This is a genomic window from Paraburkholderia kururiensis JCM 10599 = LMG 19447, assembly GCF_003986935.1.
GTDB classification, from domain to species: domain Bacteria; phylum Pseudomonadota; class Gammaproteobacteria; order Burkholderiales; family Burkholderiaceae; genus Paraburkholderia; species Paraburkholderia kururiensis.
Genome location: NZ_RJZE01000006.1, coordinates 174,723 through 192,910 on the forward strand (window position 1 = coordinate 174,723; position 18,188 = coordinate 192,910).

The window sequence follows — 18,188 nt, forward strand, 5'->3', positions numbered from 1 at the left end:
GGGCCGATGCACGCCGGCAATGGCCGCCGCTGTTTTATTGGTGTGTGGGCCGCGATTTTAACCTGGCCGCGAAATTCTCTTTAATAATCAATTTCGATCCTTTCATAACGCGAGGGAATTAGAGCGGCACGCCGCCGACCGCGCTCGCTTGAGATACGCGGGCGCGGCTATGATCCGTCGCATTATCAATATGAAACGGCGGGCAATCAGTCATGGAGACGACAAAGCCTTTCGATGCCGCAACCCAGCGAAGTGCGGCCGCAACGCAGACGCTCCCAGGCGGGAACGGCGAGGGCTCGGACACCTCGCCGCCGCACACGGACACCGTAACGGCCGCGGACGGCACTGACCTGCCGCTCTACCGCTGGCCCGCCGTCGGAACACGACGAGCCACTGTCGCGCTTGTCCACGGTCTCGCCGAACACGCCGGGCGATATGCGGCGCTCGCGGCACAGCTCAATGCCGTCGGGATCGAACTGGTCGCTATCGATCTGCGCGGACACGGACAGGCGCCCGGCCCCCGCGCATGGGTGTCGCGCTTCGACGACTACCTGCTCGACGCCGAAGCGCTCATCGACGCCGCTTCACAGCACGGCGGCCCGCTCTTCCTGATGGGCCACAGCATGGGCGGCGCAGTGGCTGCGCTCTATGCCGTGGAACGGCTGCCGGCGAGCCGTCATGACGTCGCGGGCCTGATCCTGTCGAGCCCGGCGCTCGCGCCTGGACGCGACGTGCCCCGCTGGATGATCGCGGCCAGCCGCGTCATGAGCCGCGTGTGGCCCCGGTTTCCCGCCATGAAAATCGACGCAGCGCTACTGTCGCGCGATCCCGCCGTGGTGGAAGCGAATCGCTGCGATCCGCTCGTCCATCACGGGGCAATTCCCGCTCGCACGGGCGCGGAGATTCTGGCTGCCATGGAACGCATCGAGCGGGGCCGCGTGGGTCTGCGCTTGCCCGTTCTCGTCTATCACGGTACGCGGGACAAGCTGACCGAGCCCGAAGGCAGCCGCGATTTCGGCAGCCACGTCGGCTCGCCCGACAAGACGCTCACGCTCTACGAAGGCAGCTACCACGAAACGATGAACGACCTGGACCGCGATCGCGTGATCGGAGCGTTGATCGACTGGATAGCGGCGCGGAGTTGAGGCACTTCGCCTCGTGTTTCGCCCCGTTTCACTTCACCACCGCGGCGCCCGCTTTTCGATGAAGGCCTGCACACCTTCCAGCGTGGCGTCCTCCATCATGTTGCAGGCCATCGTTTGTCCCCCAAGCTGATAAGCGGCCTCGACACCCATTTCGAGCTGCCGGTAGAACAACGCCTTGCCCGCCTCGACCGCGGCACGCGGCTTGGCGCAGATGCTCGCGGCGAGCGCTGCCAACGTGGCGTCCAGTTCGGCAGCGCTCGCCACGCGGTTCACGAGCCCGCGGCGCCGGGCTTCGTGCGCATCGATGAACTCGCCGGTCATCAGCATTTCGAAGGCCATCTTGCGTGACACGTTGCGCGTGAGCGGCACGGAAGGCGTCGAACAGAAGAGCCCGAGGTTCACGCCGGAGACCGCAAAACGCGCTTCGTCCGATGCCACCGCGAGGTCGCACATCGCCACCAGCTGACAGCCGGCGGCGGTCGCGATGCCATGCACGCGCGCGATCACGGGCTGCGGCATGCGCTGGATCGCCAGCATCACCTTCGTGCAACGCGCGAACAGCGCCTGGTAGTACTCGAGCGACGGTGCCGCGCGCATTTCCTTCAGGTCGTGTCCCGCGCAGAAAGCGCGTCCCGCGCCGGCAATCACGACGACACGGGCGTCGCTCGCTGCAATCGACGTGAGCGCAGTCTGCAATTCGTCGAGCAGCGCTTCGGATAGCGCGTTGAACGCATCCGGCCGATTAAGCGTAACGGCCGTCACGCCATGCACTCCGTAGGCGTCCCGGGTTAGCTCGACCAGCGGGCTGGCTTCGCTCGCCTTCGACGAAACGGTTTGCGTGCTCATGCTCGCCTCCTCAAACCTCCGCCAGCGCGCGAATGTGCGCGACGACGCTGCGGCCGAGCGCAGACAGGTTGTATCCGCCTTCGAGACAGCTCACGATGCGCCCGCGCGCATAGCGGTTTGCGATGTCGCGCACGCGGTCGGTGATCCACGTGTAGTCGTCTTCAACGAGGCCCATGTTGCCGAGGTCGTCCTCGCGATGGGCATCGAAGCCGGCGGAGATGAAGATCATCTCGGGCTTGAAGTCGTGGAGCCGCGGCAGCCACAGCACGTCCACCGCCTCGCGCACCGCCATGCCCTTCGAGCGCGCCGGCATCGGCACGTTGACCATGTTCGGCGCCTGGTTGTCCGCGCCCGTGAACGGATAGAACGGATGCTGGAAGAAGCTGCACATCAGCACGCGCGGGTCTGCGGCGAACGCGGCCTCGGTGCCGTTGCCGTGATGCACGTCGAAGTCGATGATCGCCACGCGCGCAAGGCCGTGAACGTCGAGCGCATGTCGCGCCGCAATCGCCACGTTGTTGAAGAAGCAGAAGCCCATGGCGCGTGCCGGCTCCGCGTGATGTCCCGGTGGACGCACGCTGCAAAACGCGTTGTCGTATTGGCCCGCGATCACGGCGTCCGTGGCGGCAATGGCCGCGCCCGCTGCGCGCAGCGCTGCCTGCCAGGTGTGCGGATTCATCGACGTGTCGGGATCGATGGGCGCGTAGCCCTCGATCGGCGAGGTGTCCCGAATGTGATCGACATGCGCCTTCGTATGGACACGCAGTAGCGCGGCTTCGTCGGCGAGCGGCGCCGGCTCGCGTTCGATCAGCGCGTCGATGCGGCTTGCGATCAGCTGGTCTTCGATCGCCTGCAGCCGCGCGGGACACTCGGGGTGCCATTGTCCCATCTCGTGCAGCAGACAATCGGCGTGGGAGTAGAAGGCTGTTGCCATGATTCGTTCGTTCTGCGGCGCGCGCCGTCGGCTCGTGCGCGGCAGGTCTCCTTCATATGCGCGCGGCAACGCGCCGCGGGTAATAACCGTCACGTTACCACACGACGCCGCGACTCGACCCCATGCCGCAAGGGCCCGCGCCCTGTCGTTCGGCGAGGTTAGTTGCGCCAGAGTCGTCGGTTATACTGCGCCGAACCGTTTTGCTCCGTCTGTTCTCCCGCCTTGCTGCCCATGATCTTCAAGTCTGCTTCGCCCGTATTCCGCCGCCTGTCCGCCTCGACGCTCACCGCTGCGACATGCATTGCGCTACAGACGCTCGCGGCACCCTCTACGGCATTCGCTCAGACCGGCAGTTCCACGCCCGCCATGCGTCTCGCCCAGGCCCAGCCGCAGGCTCCCGTACCGCAGGGGCAGACCTTCGAAGAAGAGATCATCCCGCAGCGTTACGCGAACAATCCCAACGTCGACACATTCGTCGACGACATGGTTGCCCGCTACGACTTCGATCCTGCTGCCCTGCATGCGCTCTTTGCGCACGCGAGCTACTCGGCAACCGCGGTGAAGCTCGTGCTGCCGTCGCCCACGCCCGCGGCGAAGAACTGGCGCGCTTATCAGGCGCGCTTTCTCGATGCGATACGCGTGAATGCGGGCGTGCGCTTCTGGCGCGAGAACCAGGCGACGCTGCAACGCGCCTACGACGAGTTCGGCGTGCCGCCCGAGGTGATCGTCGGCATCATTGGCGTCGAGACGATCTACGGACGTTTCATGGGCAACTTCCGCGTGCTCGATGCGCTCACCACGCTGACCTTCGACTACCCGGATACCCCGAACCGCGCCGATCGCATGGCGACGTTCCGCAAGAACCTCGAAGACTACCTGGTGTGGACGCGCGACTCACAGGTCGATCCAACCAGCGTGCTGGGCTCATACACGGGCGCAATCGGCATTCCGCAGTTCCTGCCCAGCAGCATCGTGAAATACGCGGTGAGTTACGACGGCAACAAACAGATCGACCTGCGCACGAGCCAGGCGGATGCGATCGGCAGTGTCGCGAACTATCTCAAGCAGAACGGCTGGGAAACGGGACGCCCCGTGGTGTGGAAGATTGCGGGCGACCCGGGTAGCCAGGGTGTCGCGCAGGCCGCCGCCGATGGACAGCCCGAGCCGCACTGGCCGCTCGAGCAACTGCTGCGCGCCGGCCTTGTGCTGAACCAGCCCGACATCGACATCGCCTCGGAAGCGGGCACGCCGGTCACCATCGTGGACCTGCCAACGCCGGGACGCGCTACCGAGTACGTGCTGGGACTCAGAAATTTCTACGTGCTCACGCGCTATAACCGCAGCTTCTTCTACGCGCTTGCGGTGTATCAACTCGGACAGAAAGTGAAGGCGCAAATGATGGCGAGCAACGGCGGCATACCTGGCGCGGGCTCGGGCGCCGCTGCTTCCGGCGCCGCGGCACCCGCGTTCGCGCCGCAGGGAGCTTCGGTGTCGGGCGGCGTTCCCGCGGCCGGCGTTCCTGCGCAGAACGGAGCTACGCCGGGCAACTCCGCCGCGGGCGGAACGGTACCCGCGCCGTCAACGCCTGTGGCGCCCACGACGCCCGCTGCACCTTCCGCAGACTGAGGCGGTCTATCGTCGCCGCCTGATTCGTGAGTCGTCGCTTAAACAAACAAAACGCCGGACATTGCCGGCGTTTTGTCATTCAGCGGACGCGGTGACATGCTCCGCGTTTTTTTGAAACGTTGCGCGCTTTAGGCGGGGAACACACCCGTCGAGAGATACCGGTCGCCACGGTCGCACACCACGAACACGATCGTGGCGTTCTCGACCTGGCGCGCAATGCGCAACGCGACCTCACACGCACCGCCCGACGAGATGCCCGCGAAGATCCCTTCGACCGAAGCGAGACGCCGCGCCATGGCTTCCGCCGCAGCCTGACTCACGTTCTCGACACGATCCACGCGGCTGCGATCGAAGATCTTCGGCAGATAGGCTTCGGGCCACTTGCGAATGCCCGGAATGCGCGAGCCCTCTTCGGGCTGGGCACCGACGATCTCGACAGCCTGGTTCTGCTCTTTCAGATACTTCGACACGCCCATGATGGTGCCCGTCGTGCCCATCGACGATACGAAGTGGGTAATGCGACCTTCGGTCTCACGCCAGATTTCGGGCCCCGTGGTCTCGTAGTGCGCAAGCGGATTGTCGGGATTGGCGAACTGGTCGAGGATGATGCCCTTGCCGTCGCGCTGCATCTGCTCGGCGAGATCGCGCGCGTACTCCATGCCGCCCTTCACGGGCGTGAGCACGATCTGCGCGCCGTAGGCCGCCATGCTCTGGCGACGCTCTACCGAAAGGTCTTCCGGCATGATGAGCACCATCTTGTAGCCGCGAATGGCGGCGGCCATCGCGAGCGCAATGCCGGTGTTACCGCTCGTGGCTTCGATGAGCGTGTCGCCCGGTTTGATGCGGCCGCGTTCTTCGGCTTTGCGGATCATCGAGAGCGCCGGGCGGTCTTTCACGGAGCCTGCGGGGTTGTTGCCCTCAAGCTTGCCGAGCACGACATTGTTGCGGCTGCGGATTTCATCGTCCGAAAGCCGGACGAGTTGCACGAGCGGGGTATTGCCGATCGTGTCTTCGATTGTCTTGTAGGCCATACGCGGATCGCAGTCGGGCGCAGGATGAAACGTTGCGCAAACAGGGGATGAATTCGCCGATTCTAAACCACGCCGCCCGCGGGTGCCGCCCGACCCTTCTGCGCGAAGGGAGGTGAAGGCAAGTGAAGGGAAGTGCATCGAACTGAATGACGCGTGTCGCACGGAACGTCGAACGCCAAAAAGCCCGCGGCCAAGGCCGCGGGAGCCAGTCATCTGAAGGACGGCTGAAGGAGCGTGTTTCGTCGTGGACCCGAAACCCGCTCTGGGCGCGTACACGAGGGTGGCGACGTGCACGCAGGGGACGTGACCTGAAACGGAATGCCGCGCGTCGCGCCTATTTCTTCGCCGGGGTGGCAGGCGCGGGTTTTTGCGTGCCGGCGGCCGGCGTAGCGTGCGCCTGTGCAACCGCGGCGGTTTGCGAGCCGGTAGCCGGTGTGGATGGCCCGACGCTCAGACCTTCGGCCTGCAGCCGCTCGACCGTATGGCCGCCCATGCCCTTCACGCGCTTGCCGAGATCGGCGGGGTCCTTGAACGGGCCGTGCGCGCCGCGCTCGTCGAGAATGGCCTTGGCTCTCGCCGGGCCAATGCCCTTGATGCCGCGCAGTGCATCTTCGTTGGCCGTGTTGACGTCGACGGCGGCAAACGCCTGACCGAACGCGGCAACGAGCGCCGCGGCAGCGAGAATTTTTTTGAACATGCTGGATCTCCCTCTGGACTCCTGACTGGCGCCCATCGCCAGCAGGAGACCTCAGTGTAGGGAGACCGAAGCCGGAATCACACCTGGCCGGATAGCCAACGCACGTAACGGTCCACGCCTTCCTGGACGGAAAGGAACGGCGCGTCGTAACCCGCTGCGCGCAGCTTCGTGGGGTCGGCCTGCGTGAAGCACTGATACTTGCCACGCAGCGCGTCGGGGAACGGCACGTACTCGATCAACCCGCGCTGCACCTGTTCGGCGAGCGAAAGCGGGGCCTCGCCCGCGAGCGCACGCAGCGTGTTGACCACGGTCGTCGCGATGTCGTTGAACGGCTGCGCGCGGCCTGTGCCGAGATTGAAAATGCCCGACTTCTCGGGATGATCGAAGAAGAACAGGTTGACCTTGACCACGTCTTCGACCGAGACGAAGTCACGCGTCTGCTCGCCCGCCCCGTAGCCGTTGTACTCGCCGAACAGCTTCACCTTGCCTTCGGCGCGGAACTGGTTGAAGTTGTGGAACGCCACCGACGCCATGCGCGCCTTGTGCGTTTCACGCGGCCCGTACACGTTGAAGTAGCGAAAGCCCGCAATCTGGCTGCGCGCCTGCGGCAGCACCCGGCGAATCACCTGATCGAACAGGAACTTCGAATAGCCGTAGACGTTGAGCGGTGCTTCCACCTCGCGCTCTTCAACGAAGCGGCTCGACCCGCCGTAAATCGCCGCCGACGACGCATACAGGAACTGCGTGCCCTGCGCGAGGCACGCGTCGAGCACCGCGCGGCTGTAGCGGAAGTTGTTGTCCATCATGTAGCGGCCGTCGGTTTCCATGGTGTCCGAGCAGGCGCCTTCATGAAAGATCGCGCGTACCTTGCCGAAGTCGCCGCGTGCGAAGCGCTCGACGAATTCGGTCTTGTCCAGATAGTCGTCGATCTCGCAGTCCACGAGGTTGCGGAATTTGTCCGCGCGCGTGAGGTTGTCGACGGCGATGATGCGTTGTTCGCCGCGCTCGTTGAGCGCCTTGACGATGTTGCTGCCGATGAAGCCGGCCGCGCCGGTCACGATGAGAGTCATGATCGTGGTGTCAGTTGAAGAGTTCGTCGTAGTCGACCGTTGCCGTACCCAGTTTGCCGACGACGATGCCCGCCGCGCGGTTGGCTAGCGACACGGCCTCGAAGAGTGACAGGCCCGCGCCCAGCATGACGGCGAGCGTGGCGATCACCGTGTCGCCAGCGCCCGAAACATCATACACTTCGCGTGCTACCGCCGGCGCGTGCAGGATGCCGTCGTCCGAGAAGAGCGTCATGCCTTCTTCCGAGCGCGTGAGCAGCAGCGCGCCCAGGTCCAGATCAGTACGCAGTTTCGTGACGCGAGCCAGCAAGTCTTCCTCCGACTTCCACTTGCCCACCACCTCGCGCAATTCGGCGCGGTTCGGGGTAATGATGCTCGCGCCGCGATAACGCTCCCAGTCGTCGCCTTTCGGGTCCACGAGCACGGCCTTGCCCGCCTCGCGTGCCTTCGAGATCATGCGCGTGACGTGCGTAAGCCCGCCCTTCGCGTAATCGGACATCAGGATCACGTCGTGCGAGGGCAGCAGCGCGTCGAAACGGGCGAGCCCAGCAAGCAGCACTTCGTGCGCCGGGGTGTTCTCGAAGTCGACGCGCAGCAATTGCTGCTGACGCGAGAGCACGCGCAGCTTGATGGTGGTCGGCAGCGCCGGATCGCGCTCCAGATACGCCGTGACGCCGCTCGCGTCGAGCAGTTCGACGATGCGCTCGCCCGGCTCGTCGTGGCCCACCACGCAGAGCAGCCCCGCCTGGGCGCCGAGCGCGGCGATGTTACGCGCGACGTTCGCCGCGCCGCCGAGCCGGTCCTCCTGGCGCTGCACGTGCACCACGGGCACGGGCGCTTCGGGCGAGATGCGATTGACGTCGCCGAACCAGTAGCGGTCCAGCATCACATCGCCCACCACGAGCACGCGCGCGCCGGCAAGCCGCTCGCGCGGCACGATGCCGACCTGGGGAGCCAGCCTGCTTCCCGGCGCCATGGCGCGCGCGCCGTCAGACTGCGACGCCGGAGCCATTCTGGATTGCGACATGGGGCCGTCCAATCGAGTAATAGTCGATGCCGAGTTCGCTCATCGCGTCCGGTTCGTAGAGGTTGCGACCGTCGAAGATACGCGGCGTCTTGAGCACGGCCTTCAGATGCGCGAAGTCCGGTGCCTTGAATTCCTTCCATTCGGTCACGATCACGAGTGCGTCCGCGCCCGCGAGCGTTTCGTCCTGGGTGCCTGTGAAATGCAGGCGCGCGAGATGGTCCGGTGCATTCTCCAGGTCCATGGCGAAGACGCGGCGCGCTTCCTCGGTCGCGACGGGATCGTAGGCGCGAACCTGTGCGCCGCGTGCGAGCAGATCGGCGATCACGCGGCGGCTCGGAGCCTCGCGCATGTCGTCCGTGTTCGGCTTGAACGCGAGCCCCCACACGGCGAACGTACGGCCGCGCAGGTCTTCGCCGAGCGTCTTCGTGATCTTGCGCACGAGGACTTCCTTCTGCGCATGATTGACGTCCTCGACCGCTTCGAGAATGCGCAGATGCTCGCCGATCTCTGCCGCGGTGCGGATCAACGCCTGGACGTCTTTCGGGAAGCACGAGCCACCGTAGCCGCAGCCCGCATAGAGAAAGTGGTAACCGATGCGCGGGTCCGAACCAATGCCGCGACGCACGGCTTCGATATCCGCGCCGACGCGGTCGGCCAGATTCGCGAGTTCGTTCATGAACGAGATGCGCGTGGCGAGCATCGCGTTCGCAGCGTACTTCGTGAATTCCGCCGAGCGCACGTCCATGTACAGCGTGCGCTCGTGGTTGCGGTTGAACGGCGCGTAGAGCCGCTTCATCTTCTCGCGCGCAACCAGACCGTCCTCGTCTTCATCGCTACCAATGAGGATGCGGTCGGGTCGCATGAAGTCGTCCACGGCCGCGCCTTCCTTGAGGAACTCGGGATTGGACACCACCGAGAAACGATGCTGCGCGCTGCCCGCAAGGCCACGCTGCGCGAGCTCGGCGCGCACCGCGTCGCTCACGCGCCGGGCCGTGCCCACCGGCACCGTGGACTTGTCCACGATCACCTTGAAGCCGTCCATGTAGCGGCCGATGTTGCGCGCCGCTTCGAGCACGTACTGGAGGTCGGCGGAACCGTCTTCGTCGGGCGGCGTGCCCACGGCGATGAACTGCACGTCGCCATGCGCGACGCTCGCTTCGATGTCGGTGGAAAACGTGATACGTCCTGCCGCACGATTGCGCGCGATGATCTCCTGCAAGCCGGGTTCGTGAATGGGCACGCCCCCGTTGTTCAGAATGCCGATCTTGCGCGGATCGACGTCGAGACAGAAGACGTCGTTGCCGATTTCAGCGAGGCAGGCCCCCGTGACGAGGCCGACATAGCCGGTGCCGATGATGGTGATTTTCATACGTGTTCCGGGTCTAGATTCCGGTCATGAAGTTCGTTGACGGGTTCCGGGAAGGCCCGGGCAATCTTCGTGCAGCAAGCGCCCGCGCGAACGGGGCTGCTGCGGCGCCTCAGCTCGAAGCGGTAATCGGCTCGACGCGGCGCGGCGCGTAGGTTTCCCAGCCGCTGCAGCCGGGACATTGCCAGTAGAAGAGACGCGCCCGGAAACCGCAATTCTGGCACGTATACCGTGGCAGATTTTTGGTGCGCTGCCGGATCAGCGTGCGCATGAGTTCGAGTTCGCTCTTACGCGGTTCCTCGGCGGTGGCTTGCTGGGCTTCCAGCAAGCGCATCATGCCCGCGAGGTTCGGCGACTTCTGCATCTGCGCGCGCGCGAGCGCGTGCGCAGCGTCGAGACCGCGCAGGTTCTCGACATAGCGGTACGCCACGTCGAGCAGATCGTTCGACGGATAGCGGTCCACCCACGACGTGAGCAACTGCACGCCCTCTTCGGCACGGCCGAGCGTCTCGTACGTCTTCATTACCTTTTCGGCGACGAGCGGCAGATACGATGCGTTCTGCTCCTCGACGCGGCGCCATTGCGCGAGCGCGGCCTCGTGATGGCCGGCCGCCGCGTCGACGTCGCCCGTCAGGATCGTGGCGCGCACGTTTTGGGCATTCGCCTTCAGCGCGAGATCGAGCTGACGACGTGCCTCGTCGGGCTTCTTCTGCTGCAGCGCTTCCTGCGCAAGTTCGCAATGGAACTGCGCGATTTCGAGATCGAGCGAAGCCGCGCCCATCGTCTCCAGCTTGCGGGCCGTATCGATGGAGCGGTTCCAGTCTTTTTCGATCTCGTAGATGGTAAGCAGCGCGCGCTGTGCGCCCAGCGCGTAATCGCCGGCTTCGAGCACCCGGAACGTCTCTTCGGCGCGGTCGAGCAGGCCTGCCTTCAGGAAGTCCTGACCCAGCTCATAGAGCGCGTGATCGCGCTCGCTCGCGGGCAGGTCGGCGCGCGAGAGCAGGTTCTGATGCACGCGGATCGCCCGGTCCGTTTCGCCGCGACGACGAAACAGGTTGCCGAGGGCGAAGTGCAGCTCCACGGTTTCGGGGTCGAGCTTAGCAACCTCGATGAAGGCATCGATCGCCTTGTCGGGCTGCTCATTGAGCAGGAAGTTGAGGCCGCGGAAATACGAACGCGGAAGATTGGCGCTTTCGGAAAGCAACGCCTTGAGGTCGTAGCGCGCCGCCATCCAGCCGAGCGCGAACGCGACCGGTATGACGAGGAGCCACCAGAAATCCAGATCCATGCGAACGATGGTAAAGGCAGGAACAAAGCCGCGCGCGAACGGCGCGCGGCGACGGGAGTTGGGTCAGATGAGCGGCGGCATGGGCGGCTCGGCCACCGGCGCCGGCGTCTCGCGCGCGGCGCGAAGATCGCGCTTCAGGCGGCCGTTCTCAAGCCTCAATCGAAACACCTGCGGCAGCAGCGAAACGAGGCCCGCCAGCAGGCCAACCACGAAGAAGACGAGGCCGATCAGGATCAGCGGCGCCTGCCACGCATAGCCGGCAAGGAAATTCAGCGTAGCGCTCTGCGTGTTCGCAAGCGCAAGCACGAGCAGCAAGACGAACACCAGCACACGAATCAGCCAGGCGATAAATTTCATGAAGAGGTCTCTTGGCAGTTGCAGGGCGGCGCCGGCCGTGGGATGCCGCACCACGGAAGGTCCGCGCCGAAGTGACCCGTATTGTAAATGAAGCCCTGGCCCAACAGACGTAGGCGGTAAGCCGCGGAAAGCAGGCAGAAAAAAAGCGCCCGGAGGCGCTTTTTTAATCAATGCCGTCTGACGTTAGCCGCCGGCTGCATGCAGGACCATCGGAAGACGGCGCTTACTGATCGTCGTCCGGCTCCTCGGCCTTGAGCGGTTCGCCCGAACGCCGGTCCACACGCTCGCGCAGTTCCTTGCCCGGCTTGAAGTGCGGTACGTGCTTCTCCGGTACCAGCACCTTCTCGCCCGACTTCGGATTGCGCCCGACGCGTGACGGACGGCGGTTCAGCCCGAAGCTGCCAAAGCCGCGAATTTCGATGCGATGTCCTTTCGCAAGCGCTTCGGACATCGCGTCGAGCATCGTCTTGACCGCGAAATCCGCATCCTTGAGGACAAGTTGCGGAAATCGCGTAGCCAGCTGCGCGACCAATTCAGATTTGGTCATACTTCAGCGAGCCTCCTCGAGGCTTACTGGTTCTGGCCGTCGAGCTTGGCCTTCAACAGCGCGCCGAGGTTCGTCGTGCCGCTTGCCGCCGCGTTCGTGTCGGACGAGATGGTGCGCAGGGCTTCCTGCTGCTCGGCCGAATCCTTCGCCTTGATCGACAGGTTGATGCCGCGTGACTTGCGATCGATGTTGATGATCATCGCGTTGACCTTGTCGCCTTCCTTCAGCACGTTACGTGCGTCTTCGACGCGGTCCTGAGCGATTTCCGACGCGCGCAGGTAGCCTTCGACGTCAGCCGTGAGCTGCACCACAGCGCCCTTCGCGTCCACGGCCTTGACCGTACCGTCGACGATCGAGCCCTTGTCGTTCATGGCCACGAAGTTGCTGAACGGGTCGCCTTCGAGCTGCTTGATGCCGAGCGAAATGCGTTCCTTCTCGACGTCGATGCCGAGTACGACCGCTTCCACTTCGTCGCCCTTCTTGTACTTGCGCACGGCTTCTTCGCCGGTCTCGCTCCACGACAGGTCGGAGAGGTGAACCAGGCCGTCGATGCCGCCAGGCAGACCGATGAACACGCCGAAGTCGGTGATCGACTTGATGGCGCCGCTGATCTTGTCGCCCTTCTTGAAGTTGCGGCTGAAGTCGTCCCACGGGTTCGGCTTGCACTGCTTCATACCGAGGCTGATACGGCGGCGGTCTTCGTCGATCTCGAGGACCATGACTTCGACTTCGTCGCCCAACTGCACGACCTTCGACGGTGCAACGTTCTTGTTGGTCCAGTCCATTTCCGACACGTGGACGAGGCCTTCGATGCCCGATTCCACTTCGACGAACGCGCCGTAGTCGGTGATGTTGGTGACCTTGCCGAACAGGCGCGTGCCCGACGGGTAGCGGCGCGAGATGCCTTCCCACGGATCGTCGCCGAGCTGCTTGATGCCGAGCGAAACGCGGTTCTTTTCCTGGTCGAACTTGAGGATCTTCGCGGTGACTTCCTGGCCAACCGACAGCACTTCGCTCGGGTGACGCACGCGACGCCATGCGATGTCGGTGATGTGCAGCAGGCCGTCGATACCGCCCAGGTCCACGAACGCGCCGTAGTCGGTGATGTTCTTGACCACGCCGTTGACGATCGCGCCTTCCTTGAGCGTCTCGAGCAGCTTCGCGCGCTCTTCGCCCTGGGTAGCTTCGATCACGGCACGGCGCGACAGCACGACGTTGTTACGCTTGCGGTCGAGCTTGATGACGCGGAATTCGAGCGTCTTGCCTTCGTACGGGGTGGTGTCCTTGACCGGACGCGTGTCGACGAGCGAACCCGGCAGGAACGCGCGGATGCCGTTGACCATCACGGTCATGCCGCCCTTCACCTTGCCCGTGATCGTACCGGTCACGAGTTCGTTGTTGTCGAGGGCCTTTTCCAGCGACAGCCACGAAGCCAGACGCTTCGCCTTGTCGCGCGACAGGATAGTGTCGCCATAGCCGTTTTCCAGCGCGTCGATCGCGACGGAAACGAAATCGCCCGCCTGAACCTCAACCTCGCCCTGGTCGTTCAGGAATTCCTCGATGGGAATGTAGGCCTCGGACTTGAGGCCGGCATTGACGACCACGAAGTTGTGATCGACACGCACGACTTCGGCAGAGATGACTTCGCCGGCGCGCATGTCCTGGCGGGTCAGCGACTCTTCGAACAGAGCCGCGAAAGATTCGGTATTCGGGGTAGAGGTTTGCAGGTCGGACATAAAAATCGGAAGTTGCATGGTTTTCGCCGCTCGACTTGCTGGACGCGCCAGGTGGCACGCCTGCCGACTGCTGCGCCGCAACGGAAACGTTCGCGGCCCGATGCGAAAGCCATACGGGGTTAAAGGGTTTAACACACGCTCCGCGTTTCACGGCGGAGCACCTACTGCTCGCTGCTTACTGCTAATTCTTGCTGCCTACTGTCTGCCGTGGGCACCGTCATGCTGGGCGCCCGGCACTGCGCGGTACCACTGCACCACTTCACCAACCGCCTGGTCGATGGAGAGCGCCGAGGTATCGAGCAGCCTTGCATCTGCCGCAGGCTTGAGCGGCGCGGCCGCACGCGTACTGTCGCGCTCGTCGCGTTCACGCAAATCCCGGAGCAAGTCATCCATATTAGCAGAAAAACCTTTTTGGATCAATTGCTTATGCCGGCGCGCCGCACGGGCCTCCACGCTTGCCGTCAGAAAGACCTTCAGCGCGGCGTCCGGGAAGATGACGGTACCCATGTCGCGGCCGTCCGCGACGAGGCCGGGCGGCTTGCGGAAGGCACGCTGGCGCGCCACGAGCGCCGCGCGCACCGCGGGATGAACGGCAATGGCCGAGGCGCGCTTGCCGATCTCTTCGGCCCGGATTTCCGTCGATACGTCCACGCCGTCCAGCTGGGCAAGACCTTCGCGAAACGTGATGTGCAGGTCGTCGACGAGCTTTGCAAGACCGTCGGCGTCCTCCGGCGCGATGCCGTAGCGCACGCTGGCGAGCGCGGCGAGCCGGTACAGGGCGCCGCTGTCGAGCAGGTGAAAGCCGAGGTGCGCCGCCACGAGCGCGGCCACCGTGCCCTTGCCCGAGGCGGTCGGGCCGTCGATGGTGATGACGGGCGTCTGGTAAAAGGGACGGGTCGGTTTCATCAGGTCAGGCTTTCGCGAGCGCGAGGAAGCGCTCGAAGTAGTCAGGGAACGTCTTGCCGACGCATTTCGGGTCGTTGATGCGCACCGGCACGCCGCCCAGGCTCACCAGCGAAAAGCACATGGCCATGCGATGGTCGTCGTAGGTATCGATGGCGGCATTCGGTACGAGCTTCTCGGGCGGCGTCACGACGAGGTAATCCGCGCCTTCCTCGACCTGCGCGCCCACTTTGCGCAGTTCGGTGGCCATCGCGGCGATACGGTCGGTTTCCTTCACGCGCCAGCTCGCGATGTTGCGCAGCGTCGTCGTGCCGCGCGCGAAAAGCGCGGTCACGGCGATCGTCATGGCCGCATCGGGAATCAGGTTGAAGTCCATGTCGATGGCTTCAAGCCCGCCGCCCACGCGCCCGCTGCCGCGCACTTCGATCCAGTCGTCGCCCATGATGATGTCGGCGCCCATCTTCTCGATGGCATCCGCGAAGCCCACATCGCCCTGGATGCTCGCGCGGCCCACGCCTTCCACGCGCAGCGGTCCGCCGCCAATGGCACCCGCCGCGATGAAATACGACGCCGACGACGCATCGCCCTCCACCATGATGCGGCCCGGCGACTGGTACCGCACGCCCGCGGGAATGGTGAAGCGCTGCCAGTCCTCGCGCGCAACCGTCACGCCGAAGCGCGCCATCAGGCGGATCGTGATGTCGATGTAGGGCTTCGAAATCAGCTCGCCGTCCACTTCGACGGTCGTGAAGCCCTCCTTCGCGCGCACGAGCGGCAGGCTCATGAGGAGCGCAGTGAGGAACTGGCTCGACACGTCGCCGCGCACGCGGATCGGCGCGTCCACCGAGAGCGGCGCCGCGCGGATGCGCAACGGCGGGTAGCCCTCGTTCGCCTCGTAGTCGATCTTTGCGCCGATCTGGCGTAGTCCGTCCACGAGGTCGCCGATCGGCCGCTCGTGCATGCGTGCCACGCCGTGAATACGGTAGTTGCCGCCGTTGACGGCCAGCGCAGCCGTGAGCGGCCGCACGGCTGTGCCCGCATTGCCGAGGAACAGATCCGCCGTCTTCGCCGTGAACGCGCCGCGCGTGCCCTGCACGACGCAGGTGTCGCCGTCTCGCTGAAGCCGCACGCCGAGCTTCTGCAGCGCGTCGAGCATCACGCGCGTGTCGTCGGAATCGAGCAGGTTCGTGATCGTGGTTTCGCCTTCCGCCAGCGCGGCAAGCAGCAGCACGCGGTTCGAAATGCTCTTCGAACCGGGCAGGCGAACGGTGCCTTCGGCGCGGGTAAACGGTCCGAGGTCGAGGTAGTCCATATGCGTGTCCTGTTTATTCAGCGGGCGCGCCGTCTTCGGGCGGCGCCTCGGGTGTTGCTGCGGCGGGTGCGTCAGCCGCTTCGCCGCTCGTTGCCAGCTTGCCGCCACGCTCCTGCCACGCGGTGCGGGCGACGCGCGAACGCGTAAATACCGCTTCGAGCGCGGCGCCGTCGCCGGCGTCGATCGCCACGCGCAGACGCGCGAGCACCGCGGTATAGGCGTCCAGTTCGTCGAGCAGCGCCTCGCGGTTCGCGAGGCAGATGTCGCGCCACATTTCGGGACTCGACGCGGCGATGCGCGTGAAATCGCGGAAACCGCCAGCGGCGAACGAGAACTTCAACTCCGCGTCGGGCGAACCGAGAATCTGCTCAACGAGTGCGTACGAGAGTACATGCGGCAAGTGACTCACCGATGCCAGCACGCGGTCGTGCTGCGCGGCGGACATCGCGCCCACTACCGCGCCCGTCGCGCGCCACATCGCCTCGATACGTGCCACCGACTGCGGCGCGTTCTCCGGCAGCGGGCACAGTACGACGTTGCGTCCTACGTACAGGTCGGCCAGCGCCGCGTCCACGCCACTCGACTCGCGACCTGCGATGGGGTGGCCCGGCACGAACTGGCCGATGCGCTCGCCGAGCGCCGCGCGCGCGGCCGCGACGACGTCGGACTTGGTGCTGCCCGCGTCGGTGACAATCGTGGCGGCGTCGAGGAACGGCGCGATGCGCTCCATGAGCGGACGCGTCTGCGCGACGGGCGCGGCGAGCAGCACGATATCGGCGCCGGCGAGCGCCGCGGCAAGCGCGCGGTCGTCGCCGAGCGCTACGGCGGCGTCCGTCACGCCGAGTTCAACCGCGCGCGCAGCGGAACTTACCGAACGCGCGACGCCGATCACCTCACGCGCGCCGGCCACGTCGGGTCGCTCGCGCAACGCGCGCGCGAGCGACCCGCCGATCAGCCCGACGCCGAAAATCACAAGTTTGTCGAAAGAGAACGCCACCACGCTGCCCAACCGGAAAGAAGACGTGCCGCAGCGCCCCTGCGGGCTGCGCCACGCCATACTGTTCAACGCCCCATCGAGAGGTTCATGCCGCGACGAGCGTCTTCTCGAGCGCCGCGACGAATGCCTCGTTTTCCTCGGGCAAACCGATCGTCACGCGCAGCCATTGCGGCAAACCGTAGTTGCCGACGGGCCGCACGATCACGCCCTGCTTCAGAAGTTCCAGATTCACGCGGTTGCCCGCGCCGTCGTCGCTGCCCACGCGCACGAGAACGAAGTTGCCGTCCGAAGGCACGTACTCGAGCCCGAGGCGCTCGAACGCCTCGGTCAGGTGCCGATAGCCCTGCGCATTGAGCGCGGCGCTGCGCTCGATGAACGCGCTGTCGTTGAGCGCCGCGATCGCCGCGGCCTGTGCGAGCGTGTTCACGTTGAACGGCTGGCGCAGGCGGTTCAGCAGATCCGTGAGTTCCGGCTGCGCAATCGCGAAGCCCACGCGCAGGCCGGCCAGACCGTACGCCTTCGAGAACGTGCGGGAGACCATCAGGTTCGGATAGCGCTTCACCCAGCCCATTGCGTCGTAGCGCTTTTCAGCGGGCAGGTATTCGGTGTACGCCTCGTCGAGGACGATGGCCACGTGGCGCGGCACCTTCGCGATGAACGCCTCCAACGTAGCACCGTCGATGAACGTGCCGGTCGGGTTGTTCGGGTTCGCGACGAACACGAGCCGCGTGTCGTCGGCGATCGCGGCCAGCATCGCCTCGAGATCGTGGCCGTAATGCACGGCGGGCGTCACGATGGCGCGCGCGCCCAGCCCTTGCGTCGCGAGCGCGTAGACGGCGAACGAGTACTGCGAGTAGACGATCGACTGCCCCTTCTCCACCAGCGCGTGCGCCGCGAGTTCGAGGATGTCGTTGCTGCCGTTGCCGAGTGTGATCCAGTCGGCCGGCACGTCGTAGCGCGCCGCCAGCGCGGCCTTCAGCTCGAACGCGTTCGAGTCGGGATAGCGGCCCAGTTCGCTTGCGGCCTGCGCCATCGCGCGTTGTGCCGACTCCGGCATGCCGAGCGGATTCTCGTTCGACGCGAGCTTGACGATGCGCGCCTCGTCCAGCCCGAATTCGCGGGCGACTTCCGAGATCGGTTTGCCGGCAACATAGGGCGCGATGGCGCGCACGTAGGTAGGACCGAATTGCATTGTCATGATGGCTCCAGATCGGCGATGGCTGTGTGCGACGAAGGTAATTGGGCTGACGGGGCAGCGCGCCAGGTTGTGGTCGGTATAGCTCGTTAGTGACTCGTTACGCGCTGCCGG

Annotated in this window: 17 protein-coding genes; 2 read left to right on the plus strand and 15 right to left on the minus strand. The window is 65.2% G+C overall.

The window, feature by feature from the left end; translation table 11 throughout:
* Positions 1–212: 212 nt before the first annotated feature.
* Entirely contained in the window at positions 213–1,145 is a 933-nt protein-coding gene (locus tag PKKP23_RS09255; protein WP_126876674.1) for an alpha/beta hydrolase, read from the plus strand.
* 33 nt (positions 1,146–1,178) lie between these two features.
* Here the strand turns inward: PKKP23_RS09255 and PKKP23_RS09260 are convergent, their stop codons facing one another.
* Both PKKP23_RS09260 and PKKP23_RS09265 read right to left on the minus strand, forming a co-directional pair.
* The gene (locus PKKP23_RS09260; protein ID WP_126876675.1) at positions 1,179–1,991 is read right to left on the minus strand and encodes an enoyl-CoA hydratase; all 813 of its coding nucleotides are present in this window, start codon (positions 1,989–1,991) and stop codon (positions 1,179–1,181) included.
* 10 nt (positions 1,992–2,001) lie between these two features.
* Positions 2,002–2,925: a histone deacetylase family protein gene (locus tag PKKP23_RS09265; RefSeq protein ID WP_126876676.1), complete on the minus strand. Its 924-nt coding sequence runs from the start codon at positions 2,923–2,925 to the stop codon at positions 2,002–2,004.
* Positions 2,926–3,156: 231 nt separating this feature from the next.
* Here PKKP23_RS09265 and mltB point away from each other — a divergent pair, with 231 nt between their 5' ends.
* Positions 3,157–4,551 carry a lytic murein transglycosylase B gene (gene mltB / locus PKKP23_RS09270; protein WP_126876677.1) on the plus strand — a complete coding sequence of 465 codons (1,395 nt, stop codon included), beginning with the start codon at positions 3,157–3,159 and terminating at the stop codon, positions 4,549–4,551.
* A 128-nt stretch (positions 4,552–4,679) separates the two neighbouring features.
* Here the strand turns inward: mltB and cysM are convergent, their stop codons facing one another.
* The 13 genes from cysM to hisC all read right to left on the minus strand — a co-directional run bounded on the left by cysM (position 4,680) and on the right by hisC (position 18,077).
* The gene (gene cysM / locus PKKP23_RS09275; RefSeq protein ID WP_017774591.1) at positions 4,680–5,582 is read right to left on the minus strand and encodes a cysteine synthase CysM; all 903 of its coding nucleotides are present in this window, start codon (positions 5,580–5,582) and stop codon (positions 4,680–4,682) included.
* A gap of 334 nt (positions 5,583–5,916) precedes the next feature.
* The gene (locus PKKP23_RS09280; RefSeq protein WP_126876678.1) at positions 5,917–6,279 is read right to left on the minus strand and encodes a ComEA family DNA-binding protein; all 363 of its coding nucleotides are present in this window, start codon (positions 6,277–6,279) and stop codon (positions 5,917–5,919) included.
* A gap of 77 nt (positions 6,280–6,356) precedes the next feature.
* Positions 6,357–7,349, minus strand: coding sequence for an ADP-glyceromanno-heptose 6-epimerase (gene rfaD / locus PKKP23_RS09285; RefSeq protein WP_017774589.1), 993 nt, complete (start codon positions 7,347–7,349; stop codon positions 6,357–6,359).
* A 10-nt stretch (positions 7,350–7,359) separates the two neighbouring features.
* Positions 7,360–8,322, minus strand: a complete 963-nt coding sequence (gene rfaE1 / locus PKKP23_RS09290) for a D-glycero-beta-D-manno-heptose-7-phosphate kinase (RefSeq protein WP_126876730.1) — start codon at positions 8,320–8,322, stop codon at positions 7,360–7,362.
* A 13-nt stretch (positions 8,323–8,335) separates the two neighbouring features.
* The gene (locus PKKP23_RS09295; protein WP_017774587.1) at positions 8,336–9,742 is read right to left on the minus strand and encodes a UDP-glucose dehydrogenase family protein; all 1,407 of its coding nucleotides are present in this window, start codon (positions 9,740–9,742) and stop codon (positions 8,336–8,338) included.
* A gap of 109 nt (positions 9,743–9,851) precedes the next feature.
* Complete coding sequence (gene lapB, locus PKKP23_RS09300) at positions 9,852–11,027, minus strand: lipopolysaccharide assembly protein LapB (protein ID WP_126876679.1); 1,176 nt, start codon at positions 11,025–11,027, stop codon at positions 9,852–9,854.
* Between the two features lie 63 nt (positions 11,028–11,090).
* Positions 11,091–11,384, minus strand: coding sequence for a LapA family protein (locus tag PKKP23_RS09305; protein WP_017774585.1), 294 nt, complete (start codon positions 11,382–11,384; stop codon positions 11,091–11,093).
* Between the two features lie 223 nt (positions 11,385–11,607).
* Positions 11,608–11,931 carry an integration host factor subunit beta gene (locus PKKP23_RS09310; RefSeq protein ID WP_017774584.1) on the minus strand — a complete coding sequence of 108 codons (324 nt, stop codon included), beginning with the start codon at positions 11,929–11,931 and terminating at the stop codon, positions 11,608–11,610.
* Between the two features lie 23 nt (positions 11,932–11,954).
* Positions 11,955–13,685, minus strand: coding sequence for a 30S ribosomal protein S1 (gene rpsA, locus PKKP23_RS09315; protein ID WP_081884853.1), 1,731 nt, complete (start codon positions 13,683–13,685; stop codon positions 11,955–11,957).
* A 177-nt stretch (positions 13,686–13,862) separates the two neighbouring features.
* Entirely contained in the window at positions 13,863–14,573 is a 711-nt protein-coding gene (gene cmk, locus PKKP23_RS09320) for a (d)CMP kinase (protein WP_126876680.1), read from the minus strand.
* Positions 14,574–14,577: 4 nt separating this feature from the next.
* A complete protein-coding gene (aroA, locus tag PKKP23_RS09325; protein WP_126876681.1) occupies positions 14,578–15,882 on the minus strand; it encodes a 3-phosphoshikimate 1-carboxyvinyltransferase in 1,305 nt (434 codons plus the stop codon).
* A 13-nt stretch (positions 15,883–15,895) separates the two neighbouring features.
* Complete coding sequence (locus PKKP23_RS09330) at positions 15,896–16,891, minus strand: prephenate dehydrogenase (protein WP_240658857.1); 996 nt, start codon at positions 16,889–16,891, stop codon at positions 15,896–15,898.
* Positions 16,892–16,964: 73 nt separating this feature from the next.
* Complete coding sequence (hisC, locus tag PKKP23_RS09335) at positions 16,965–18,077, minus strand: histidinol-phosphate transaminase (RefSeq protein WP_126876682.1); 1,113 nt, start codon at positions 18,075–18,077, stop codon at positions 16,965–16,967.
* Between the last annotated feature and the right edge of the window lie 111 nt (positions 18,078–18,188).